11 protein-coding genes are annotated in these 10,240 nt (G+C 35.7%); 10 read left to right on the forward strand and 1 reads right to left on the reverse strand.

The window, feature by feature from the left end:
* Positions 1-10: 10 nt before the first annotated feature.
* From rpoE to MOZ64_RS09360, 7 genes are all read left to right on the forward strand, one after another.
* A complete protein-coding gene (gene rpoE / locus MOZ64_RS09330) occupies positions 11-331 on the forward strand; it encodes a DNA-directed RNA polymerase subunit delta (RefSeq protein ID WP_320326292.1) in 321 nt (106 codons plus the stop codon).
* A gap of 70 nt (positions 332-401) precedes the next feature.
* Positions 402-1,232: an ABC transporter permease gene (locus MOZ64_RS09335; protein WP_320326293.1), complete on the forward strand. Its 831-nt coding sequence runs from the start codon at positions 402-404 to the stop codon at positions 1,230-1,232.
* Positions 1,233-1,241: 9 nt separating this feature from the next.
* Positions 1,242-2,066 carry an ABC transporter ATP-binding protein gene (locus MOZ64_RS09340; protein ID WP_320326294.1) on the forward strand — a complete coding sequence of 275 codons (825 nt, stop codon included), beginning with the start codon at positions 1,242-1,244 and terminating at the stop codon, positions 2,064-2,066.
* A 5-nt stretch (positions 2,067-2,071) separates the two neighbouring features.
* Positions 2,072-2,464, forward strand: a complete 393-nt coding sequence (tagD, locus tag MOZ64_RS09345; RefSeq protein WP_320326295.1) for a glycerol-3-phosphate cytidylyltransferase — start codon at positions 2,072-2,074, stop codon at positions 2,462-2,464.
* Between the two features lies 1 nt (position 2,465).
* Positions 2,466-4,685, forward strand: a complete 2,220-nt coding sequence (locus MOZ64_RS09350) for a bifunctional glycosyltransferase/CDP-glycerol:glycerophosphate glycerophosphotransferase (protein ID WP_320326296.1) — start codon at positions 2,466-2,468, stop codon at positions 4,683-4,685.
* An 8-nt stretch (positions 4,686-4,693) separates the two neighbouring features.
* Positions 4,694-5,893, forward strand: coding sequence for a CDP-glycerol glycerophosphotransferase family protein (locus tag MOZ64_RS09355; RefSeq protein ID WP_320326297.1), 1,200 nt, complete (start codon positions 4,694-4,696; stop codon positions 5,891-5,893).
* Positions 5,894-5,896: 3 nt separating this feature from the next.
* The gene (locus MOZ64_RS09360; protein ID WP_320326298.1) at positions 5,897-6,991 is read left to right on the forward strand and encodes a CDP-glycerol glycerophosphotransferase family protein; all 1,095 of its coding nucleotides are present in this window, start codon (positions 5,897-5,899) and stop codon (positions 6,989-6,991) included.
* On the opposite strand, the gene MOZ64_RS09365 is transcribed toward MOZ64_RS09360, so the two are convergent.
* A complete protein-coding gene (locus tag MOZ64_RS09365; RefSeq protein WP_320326299.1) occupies positions 6,978-7,652 on the reverse strand; it encodes a GTP pyrophosphokinase in 675 nt (224 codons plus the stop codon). The genes MOZ64_RS09360 and MOZ64_RS09365 overlap by 14 nt on opposite strands.
* Positions 7,653-7,742: 90 nt before the next feature.
* On the opposite strand from MOZ64_RS09365, the gene rsmG reads away from it, so the two are divergent.
* Genes rsmG through MOZ64_RS09380 form a run of 3 tightly spaced genes read left to right on the forward strand, consistent with a single transcriptional unit; the run spans position 7,743 to position 10,086 of the window.
* Positions 7,743-8,438 carry a 16S rRNA (guanine(527)-N(7))-methyltransferase RsmG gene (gene rsmG, locus MOZ64_RS09370; protein WP_320326300.1) on the forward strand — a complete coding sequence of 232 codons (696 nt, stop codon included), beginning with the start codon at positions 7,743-7,745 and terminating at the stop codon, positions 8,436-8,438.
* Between the two features lie 2 nt (positions 8,439-8,440).
* Complete coding sequence (locus tag MOZ64_RS09375; RefSeq protein ID WP_320326301.1) at positions 8,441-9,214, forward strand: ParA family protein; 774 nt, start codon at positions 8,441-8,443, stop codon at positions 9,212-9,214.
* Positions 9,211-10,086 carry a ParB/RepB/Spo0J family partition protein gene (locus MOZ64_RS09380; protein WP_502547945.1) on the forward strand — a complete coding sequence of 292 codons (876 nt, stop codon included), beginning with the start codon at positions 9,211-9,213 and terminating at the stop codon, positions 10,084-10,086. Before MOZ64_RS09375 ends, MOZ64_RS09380 begins: the two co-directional genes overlap by 4 nt.
* Positions 10,087-10,240: the final 154 nt, after the last annotated feature.

The raw sequence follows: 10,240 nt of genomic DNA on the forward strand, positions 1-10,240 counted from the left end.
GAGAAGTATTATGAGTAAATCTATGATTGATGTTGCCAGAGATACGTTGATCAAAAACAATCATCGTATGCCTTTTCTGGATTTGTGGAACAATGTTTCCCAAGAAATGAATTTCACACCATCACAAGCGGAAGACAATATTGCTCAATTTTATTCCGACTTGTCCTTAGATAGTCATTTTGTCAACTTGGAAGGAAATAGCTGGGATTTGAAAACACGTCATACCTTCTCAGAAAGTGTGACGGATACGGATTCCATTGCCGTTGATGATGAAGATGACGACGATGAAGAGGATGAAAATCAAGAAACTCAGTCAGAAGACGACGAATAACGAAAGAATCTGCCAGAGTGTAGATTCTTTTTATTTTATGATAAACTATTATCGTTAAAGGAGCGTATTTATGTTTAAAAGCATTTCATATGTGGTGAAAGAAAACTTTACGAATTTATATCGCATTTATAGTATCGCTAAATATGAGTTGTTAGCGGATATGCGCGATTCTAAATTTGGTATATTTTGGAATTTTGCTTCACCCGCCATTCAAGTTTTCACCTATTGGCTTGTCTTTGGTGTCGCTTGGGGACGTAGTGCTCAAACATATCGTGGAATCACCGTTCCCTATCTTCCTTGGTTGGTTGTTGGTTTTGCGGTTTGGTGGTATATTCGACCATGTATTACGGAAGGTTGTTCAGCCGTTTTTGCCAAGACAAATGTCATCACCAAAATGAAATTTCCGGTTTCCGTTTTACCTGCAACGGTTTGTTTAAAAGAATTATTTAACCATTTCGTGATGTTGATCATCACCTTTGTCACACTATTACTCAGTGGATATACACCTACCTGGAATTGGTTGTGGATCATCTATTATATGTTTTGTGCTTTTATGTTGGGAGAAGCCATCTCGCTGGTTTTATCAGTATTGACCATGTTATGGCGTGATGTGAAAAAATTTATTACTTCGATCATGCGTATGTTGATGTATTTTTCACCTATTCTTTGGGATTGTCATTTTAAAAGTCACGTCCCTTTCCATTCCATTTTAAATAAGCTTGTAAAAGCCAATCCGGTCTACTATGTGATCCAAGGCTATCGGGATGCGATATTTTATGGCCGCAGTGTACTGAATCATCCCGCTATCACCCTCTATTTTTGGTGCTTGGTTTTTTTGATTTTTGCGATTGGATGTCTATTGATGTATAAATTTAAGAAAAAATTCATTGATATGATCTAGGAGGATGGGATGGCAAATACGGAATATGCAGTTGAAGTTGAAAATATCTCAAAGATTTATACACTTCGGAATAAAAATAATCAATATAAAACAGATAAAAAAGAATTTTATGCCTTGAAAGATGTATCCTTTCGTATCAAACAAGGCGATGTCGTCGGTATTTTAGGAACAAATGGATCGGGAAAATCCACTTTATCGCTTTTATTATCAGGTATTTCTGAAATAAATAGCGGCACCATGAAGATCAATGGCGAACAAGCTTTGATTGCCATCAATACAGGGTTAAATCCCCAATTGACTGGTCTAGAAAATATCAATGTCAAAGGAGCATTGATGGGATTGCGAAAAAAACGCATTCAGGAAATAACCGATGATGTCATTGATTTTGCGGAATTGGGAGATTTTCTCTATCAACCAGTAAAAAAATATTCTTCTGGTATGAAATCACGTTTGGGATTTTCCATTTCTTTAGCTTTAAATCCAGATATCTTCATTGTTGATGAAGCATTAAGTGTTGGTGATAAAGGTTTCGCAAAAAAATGTATGGATCGTATGATGAAATTGCGTGATGAAGAAGGAAAAACTATCTTCTTTATTTCTCATTCTTTAAGTCAGGTTCGTGATTTCTGCAAAACGGGTATGTGGATCGAAGGTGGCAAACTGATAGAAATTGATGATATAGATAAAGTATGTGATGATTATTCCGAATATGTCGATTTTATGAATGCCATGACAAAGAAACAAAAAAAGAAATTTATGGATGAAAAGTTTGAAAAGCGATTGGTGGAGGCGCCACCAAAGAAATTTTCGCTATTTCATAGAAAGAAAAGGTGACGAAGATGAAAACAGTAATAACATATGGAACTTTTGATTTATTTCACATTGGTCATTTAAATCTTTTGCGTCGAGCAAAAGAATTAGGTGATTATTTGATTGTTGCCGTCAGCACCGATCGTTTTAATTGGGAAGAAAAACATAAAAAATGTGAAATTTCAGATACAGATCGGATGGCCATCGTGGAATCCATCAAATATGTGGATAAAGTTATTCCAGAAGATAGTTGGGATCAAAAAATCAAAGATGTACAAAAATATGATGTGGATGTTTTCGTTATGGGAGACGACTGGAAGGGAAAATTTGATTTCTTAAAAGACTATTGTGAGGTCGTATATCTACCAAGAACCGAAGGAATTAGTTCAACGCAATTAAAAGAGGACATGAAAAATAAGTAGTATGAAAAAAATTAGTATCATTATTCCTTTTTCCCATTATATCCACTATTTAGAAGAGTGTTTAGATAGTTTAAAAGCGAGTGCGTTTCAAGATTTTGAAACGCTTTTAGTGGTGGATAAAGATCATGATGATATCGATCCCATCATCAAAAAGTATCCTTTTGTCCGCTTGATCCAAACGGATGTACATGGTGTGGCTGCATGTCGCAATGTCGGCTTGGACCACGCTCAAGGTGAATATGTCTATTTTTTGGATGCCGATGATTATGTTTTAGAAGATACATTATCTTTGTTGGCACAGGCCGCCCAAGGACAAGATATTGTGTATGGTTCCGTTGCACATACATGGAACAATAAAGCCAATTACTTAGAGAAATTAGAAAATAAAGAAATCGATCCCGAAGATGAAGCCGAAAAGGAACAAAAACGTCTTGAAAAGATAGATTCCTATAAAGCGAAGAATCCGAATGTGGATCCCGTTCAATTGCGTGCGGTCTATTATTTATTGCGTATAAAACACGGTATTCGCAATGTGACCGTTTTAGGTGTTTTATATAAAACGGTTTTCTTGCGCATGTATTCTTTTAAATTTCATGAAGAATTTCGTTACTACAGTGATATGACCTTCCTATGTCCAATCTTGGAACATATCCAAAGTGAAGCTTATGTAGAACAGGCTACCTATGTCAAAAGAAAACATAACGATCCCATCAATTATCCGGCTTTAAGCCAAGAAGAAAGTGATGATCGTTTTTATGAACGGATTCGCGCTATTGAATTTACGCGAAATGCGATCACAAGTGATGGCATTGTTCGTTATTATTTAGATTTTAAAGTGGTTCATTTCTTTACTCGACGCATGGCAAAAAGTATTCGACGATCGCAAGATGACCGTTGGCGCAATGAATATTTCCAAGCCATGATCCCATGTATTGAAAATTGTCGTCCAGAAGTATTGGATGAATTGAATCATTCCAATCGAAAACTCGTTCAAGCTTTATTGAATAATGATTTGAATGGAGTACAAAAAGAAGTGCGTTGGGTATTGGGTAAAAAGAAATTAAAACATGTTTTCAAAAATAAGAATACGGCTTATAAATTAGCGTATTTTCATCGTTATTTAAAAAAACCAATCCAAGAGAATGTGATCTTATTTGAAACATTTATGGCGAAAAATTATAGTGATTCGCCGAAATATATTTATGAATATATTGCTCAACATTATCCCGAATATGAATGTGTTTGGGCTATCAATGATGGCGCAAAGATTCCTTATGGTGCTAAGCGAGTCAAACGCTTTAGTTTTGAATATGCATATTACTTAGCAGTATCCAAATATTTGGTGTTTAATGTACGACCACCACTTTGGTATCGAAAACGCGAAGGACAAGTCTTCTTGGAAACTTGGCATGGAACGCCATTAAAACGATTGGTCTTTGATCAACAAGAAGTCACCAGTGCTTCGCCAAAGTATAAGCAACAATTCTATAAACAAAGACAAGATTGGGATTTTTTAGTAAGTGCCAATCCATTTAGTACTAAGACATTCCGTAGTTGTTTTATGTATGAAGGCAAAATGTTGGAATATGGATATCCGCGAAACGATATTTTATATTGGCCAAATAAAGAGCAGATTGCCCAAAAATTACGTCAGAAATTAGGCATTCCAGCGGATAAAAAAACCATTTTGTATGCACCAACATGGCGTGATGATCAACATTATGGTTCCGGGCAATATAAATTTGAACTCGCATTGGATCTGCATTTGATGCAAGAACGATTATCGGATGAATACGTTGTCTTGTTGCGTACCCATCATTACATTTCAGATAAGATCGATGTGACAGGCATGGACGGATTTGTTTATAATTTATCGGATTACGATGATATTTCCGAAATTTATTTGATCAGTGACATTTGTATTACCGACTATTCGAGTGTTTTCTTTGATTATGCCAATTTGAAACGACCTATTTTATTTTATACCTATGATTTAGATAAATATAAAAATCAATTGCGTGGTTTCTATATTGATATGAACACAGAAGTACCAGGACCTTTGTTGTATACAAGTGAAGAAGTGGTGGATGCGATCGAACGTATTGATAAAATTTCGGCAGAATATAAAGAACGATATGAAACGTTCTATAGTCGTTTCTGTTGCTACGATGATGGTCATGCATCAGAACATGTGGCGAAAGCATTATTAGGTAAGGAGTAGGTGATGATATGGCATGGAAACAAAATATGATCCGACATGCCAAACGATTGGTTATTCGTTGTTTTAAAGTCGTCTACAAAGGGATGCAAAAGACGGTGTCTGTGGATGAGCACACCGTCATTTTCATTGCCTTTCATGGACGTGGCTATACGGATAATCCAAAATATATTCATCAAGAAATGTGTAAACAAGCCCGTTTTGATGGATATACGTTTGTATGGGCATTGAAGAAACCAAACGTGGAAATTGAACATGCCAAGACTATTCGGTACAATTCTTTACATTATTTTTATTATATGTGTAAAGCCAAATACTGGATCGTGAATTGTAAATTACCGAAACATATTCAAAAGAAACCAGAACAAGTCTATCTACAAACATGGCATGGGACTCCTTTAAAACGGTTAGCTCATGATATTGTGGAAATTGAAAATCAGACCTTTTATCGCAGTGGTATGAATCGGAAACAAATGACAGATACGTATGATGATGATGTGGCAAAGTACAATTATATGATTGTGCCCAATGCATTTAGTTATAAAGTCTTTCAAACCGCTTTTCGTATCAATCCCGAACGATTGATCAAAACCGGCTATCCACGAAATGATTTTTTGACCAATATCACACCAAAACAGATTCAAAAGATCAAACAACGGTTTCATATTCCTACCGATAAAAAGGTATTGTTGTATGCGCCTACATGGCGTGATAACTCCTATAATACAAGGGGATATACCTTTGCATTAAAAGCTGATTTTCATCGTTGGAAAGAAGTATTGGGCGATGAATATGTAGTTCTTTTTAAACCGCATTATTTGATCATCAATACATTTAAAAATGATGCTTCTTTGGAAGGATTCATTTATAACGTGGATGCGAATGCCGATATCAATGACCTCTATGTGATTAGTGATATATTAGTAACCGATTATTCGAGTGTTTTCTTTGATTATGCCAATTTAAATCGTCCCATGTATTTCTATATGTTTGATCTCGAAGAATATGCCGATGAATTACGCGGTTTCTATTTTGATATTTATGAAGTCATGCCTGGAGATATCATTCAAGACGAAGAACAGTTATTGGCAGATATTAAAAAAGGACAATATGATTTCAAACGTTTAGAAGCATTTAATCAACGCTTTAATAATTGGCAAGATGGTCACGCCTCACAAAGAGTGATCGATATCGTTTTTGGAAAGGAATAGTCTATGGGTCTGCAAAAGCGAATTCTGAATTTGGCTCTTCAAATCGTGAATGGATTGACGTTTTGGATACATCCACGATCCAATCGAATCACTTTCATTTCCTTGACACAAGACCATTTAACAAGTGATTTTTTATTGTTGGATGAAGCATTAAAGAAAGAACAAAAATACGATATTCATTATAATTTGATTCAATTTGACCAAAGTTTAAAAAGTAAAGCATCTTACTTTTTTAATTGTTTGAAACAATTGGTCGAATGCAAAAAAAGTGCATTGATCTTATTAAATGATAATAACTACGTGATTTCTACGCATAAACCAAAAACATGTCAAGTTTTGCAGATATGGCATGCTTGTGGTGCTATAAAAAAATTTGGGAATGAAATTCCAAGAGAATATCCTATTCAAAATTATGATGCCGTTATTTGTAATGCACCCTATTGGCAAGAAGTCTATGCCAAAAGTTTTGGTGTATGCCCCGAACAAGTCTATGTGACAGGGATGCCACGTTGTGATACATTGCTTCAAACCAAAGCGGACCCTTTCTTTTCCAAACATCCAGAATGCAAAGGAAAAAAAAATATTTTGTATGCACCGACATTTCGAGGCAATATCATTCATGGCTTTCAAGTCGTTTCTTTTGATATCAAAAAAGTACAAGAAATGTTTCCAGATTGTTGCATCGTCTATAAGTTTCATCCTTTGTTAGGGAATATTCATGTGGATGATACGACCGCTATCAATGCGAATGAGGAAGATTTATATACATTGATGCAAGCATCGGATTGTTTGATCAGTGATTATTCTTCAGTGATCTTAGATTATTCTTTGTTGCATAAGCCTATTATTGGTTATATTTCGGATATTGAATCTTATGAAGATACAATTGGTCTAAATATTACTTTGGAACAATATCCCGGACCTGTTTGTCGTAATGAATCCGAATTGGTCGATGCATTAAAGCACTTGGATTCTTATGATTATCAAAAGGAACAATCCTTTCAACAAATGTGTATGACCTATACCGATGGCAACAATACCAATCGATGTATCGAGTTGATTGATACAATCATGAAAAGACATCCTATTTCAAAATAGGATGTCTTTTTTCACTTGCCTTTAGTTTTGTCATCTTTTCATCCAATCGAGCACAAATTTCAGCGGCATCATACAAATCGGTAGCCATTTCTTCCAATCGTTCGGGGGAAAGATCTTTTTTATAACGTAGTTTGTGTTCCAACGTTGCCCAAAGATCCATCGCAATGGTACGAAATTGAACTTCTACTTTGATCCAACGTTTTTCATTTGCCAAAAAAATAGGGGTTTCAATGATCAAATGAAGGCTTCGATAGCCGTTCGGTTTGGGATGCGCAATATAGTCTTTCCTTTCAATTAAATGCACATCATCTTGTTGAAGCAGCAATTCAGCCAACATATAGATATCATCCACAAAAGATCCAATGACACGAATGCCCGCAATATCAAATAAATTTTCTTGCATTGATTCAAGGGTAAGAGGTAAACCACGATTTTTAAGCTTTTTTACGATACTGGTTTGCGATTTGATACGAGTTTCGATATTTTCAATGGGATTTCGATCATAATACATGGAAAATTGTTCATCCAAGACGCGAAATTTAGTTTCTACTTCTCGTAGTGCACAACGATAATAGGTCATCGTTTGACGATAAGGTAATGATTTTTCTTCATAATCGTCGTCTAAACAAGATTTGAGTAATTCTTCTAATTCTTCATTCATACTCTTATTCTAACATACATCGAATACAAACAATATTGACAAAAATAATGTCAATTAAAGGATAATAATAATTATGATATAATGCTTACGATGAATCGAGTAGAATTTCAATCCGCCTGTCAACGACAAGGCGTTGATGTCACAAACAAACAATTGGATCAATTGGAGCAATATCTTCATTTACTACAAGAGTGGAATCAAAAAATGAATTTGACCGCGATTGATGAAGAAGATCAAATCTGGGAAAAACACTTTTATGATTGTGTGATTCCTTTTGCGAATGAAATGGGGGAAACACTTTGTGATGTGGGTTCAGGTGCTGGCTTTCCTGGTATCCCGGTCGCTATCGTTTATCCCCAATTTCATGTCACATTGGTTGAGCCACTTTTAAAGCGGTGTCGCTTTTTAGAAACGGTGAAACAAGAATTGGGATTGGATATTCAAATTTGTAACGAAAGAGCCGAAGATTTCGCAAAGAAAAATCGGGCTCAATTTGATATTGTCACTTCCCGTGCTGTGGCTCGATTAACGATTTTATTGGAATTATGCATTCCTTTATTACGGGTGACAGGATCTTTTGTTGCTTTAAAAGGGAAGAATGCCGAAAACGAAGTAAACAATGCGAAAGTGGCCATGGAAACGCTGAATGTGATCTTAAAAGATGAAAAAATTGTCCATGTTGCTGATGCTGATCATGTGAATTTATATTTTGAAAAAATGAAACCAACCTCAAAAAAATATCCAAGAGTGTATGGTCAAATTAAAAAGAAGCCTTTGGGAGAATAAGTATGGGAAAAGTTATTGCGATTGCCAATCAAAAGGGTGGTGTTGGCAAGACCACAACAGCGATCAATCTATCGAGTGGTTTGTCCTATCGTGACAAACATGTTTTATTAGTGGATCTGGATCCACAAGCCAATGCTACACATGGTTTGTTACGACCCGATGATGTATACGATAAAGATATTTATCAAGTATTGATGTCAGAGATTCCCATTGAAGATGCCATCATTCATAAAACAAAACCGCATTTGGATATATTACCTTCACATATTAGTTTAGCTGGGGCTGAATTGGTGATGGATAAAATTGAAAAGGGAAAAGAAGCTTTATTAAAAAAACAATTGGATGCCATTCGTGATCAATATGATTATATCATTATTGATTGTCCGCCAAGTTTAGGCTTGTTGACAACCAATGCATTGACTGTAGCGGATAGTGTATTGATTCCTGTACAATGTGAATATTATGCATTGGAAGGTGTTACACAATTGTTTTTGACCATTCGTTTGGTTCAAAAAACTTATAATCCGAAATTACGAATTGAAGGTATTTTATTGACGATGTTTGATGTTCGTACACGATTGAGCGTAGAAGTTAGTCAAGAAGTTCGTAAAAATTTTATGAAGCAAGTTTATCAGATTGCGATTCCTCGAAATGTGAAATTATCAGAAGCACCGAGTCGAAGTTTGAGTATTTTTGAATATGATGATAGTAGTGCAGGTGCCAAAGCATATAGACAATTAACGGAAGAATTGATTGAACAAAACGAAAGCAGGTGAACACATTGAGTAAAGAAAGCAGTCGTCTAGGTCGTGGTTTGGATTCTTTGTTTGGGCAAGAAAATGTCACAAAGATCTTGGATGATATTGAAAACAATAACGAAGGACAAGAACAATTGATGATATCGGTTGATGAGATTCGTCCCAATCCGTATCAACCTCGTAAAGTTTTTGATAAAGAGGCACTACAAGAATTGAGTGAATCCATTCAACAACATGGCGTGTTTACACCCATTCTTGTCAAAAAGAGCATTTCTGGCTATGAATTAGTCACGGGTGAGCGTCGTTTGCGTGCTTCAAAGATGGCTGGTTTAGAAACGATTCCAGCCATTTTGGTTGATTTTGATGATCAACAAATGATGGAAATCGCATTGCTTGAAAATGTTCAACGTGAAGATCTGAACATCATTGAAGAAGCAAAAGCCTATGATCAATTGATCAAACGATTGAATTATACCCAAGAACAATTGGCGCATCGTATCGGAAAATCACGTGAACATATCACCAATACATTGCGTTTATTAAAACTACCAGAAGATGTACAAAATTATGTGGTGGCCAAACAATTAAGCATGGGGCATGTGCGTGCTTTATTGGGATTAAAAGATGAAGATACGATGCGTAAAGTTGCACGTCAAGCCATTGCCCAAGGAATGAGTGTTCGCAAGGTGGAACAGTTGGTAAAATCTATCAATGGAAAGAAAGTAGAAAAGCCAAAAGAGCCAAGTCTTTTTGTGAAAGAAGCTAAAAAACAATTGGAGGAATATTTTCAGACATCGGTATCCATCAGTTCGCATAGTGTATCGATTCATTATGAAGATGAAGATGATCTAAATCGTTTATTAGATAAATTGGGATTGATCGAAAAGTAATACGGATAGCACAATATCCGTATTTTTTTGCGTAGCGAATACCACGCGCTATGTGCGTGGTGGTAGACCTTTTAGTGTTAAAAAAGACAACCTCCTATACTACAATGAATATGGCCCGCCAGCCGTAAACAAAATAATATAGGAGGTTGTCAAA

The sequence above is a fragment of the Absicoccus intestinalis genome (assembly GCF_033971885.1).
In the GTDB taxonomy this organism is placed as follows: Bacteria; Bacillota_I; Bacilli_A; order Erysipelotrichales; family Erysipelotrichaceae; genus Absicoccus; species Absicoccus intestinalis.

Bases quoted from the DNA above. Each gene is read 5' to 3' on its own strand.
- rpoE (WP_320326292.1), top strand. From the start codon at position 11: ATGAGTAAATCTATGATTGATGTTGCCAGAGATACGTTGATCAAAAAC.
- MOZ64_RS09335 (WP_320326293.1), top strand. From the start codon at position 402: ATGTTTAAAAGCATTTCATATGTGGTGAAAGAAAACTTTACGAATTTA.
- MOZ64_RS09340 (WP_320326294.1), top strand. From the start codon at position 1,242: ATGGCAAATACGGAATATGCAGTTGAAGTTGAAAATATCTCAAAGATT.
- tagD (WP_320326295.1), top strand. From the start codon at position 2,072: ATGAAAACAGTAATAACATATGGAACTTTTGATTTATTTCACATTGGT.
- MOZ64_RS09350 (WP_320326296.1), top strand. From the start codon at position 2,466: ATGAAAAAAATTAGTATCATTATTCCTTTTTCCCATTATATCCACTAT.
- MOZ64_RS09355 (WP_320326297.1), top strand. From the start codon at position 4,694: ATGGCATGGAAACAAAATATGATCCGACATGCCAAACGATTGGTTATT.
- MOZ64_RS09360 (WP_320326298.1), top strand. From the start codon at position 5,897: ATGGGTCTGCAAAAGCGAATTCTGAATTTGGCTCTTCAAATCGTGAAT.
- MOZ64_RS09365 (WP_320326299.1), bottom strand. From the start codon at position 7,652: ATGAATGAAGAATTAGAAGAATTACTCAAATCTTGTTTAGACGACGAT.
- rsmG (WP_320326300.1), top strand. From the start codon at position 7,743: ATGAATCGAGTAGAATTTCAATCCGCCTGTCAACGACAAGGCGTTGAT.
- MOZ64_RS09375 (WP_320326301.1), top strand. From the start codon at position 8,441: ATGGGAAAAGTTATTGCGATTGCCAATCAAAAGGGTGGTGTTGGCAAG.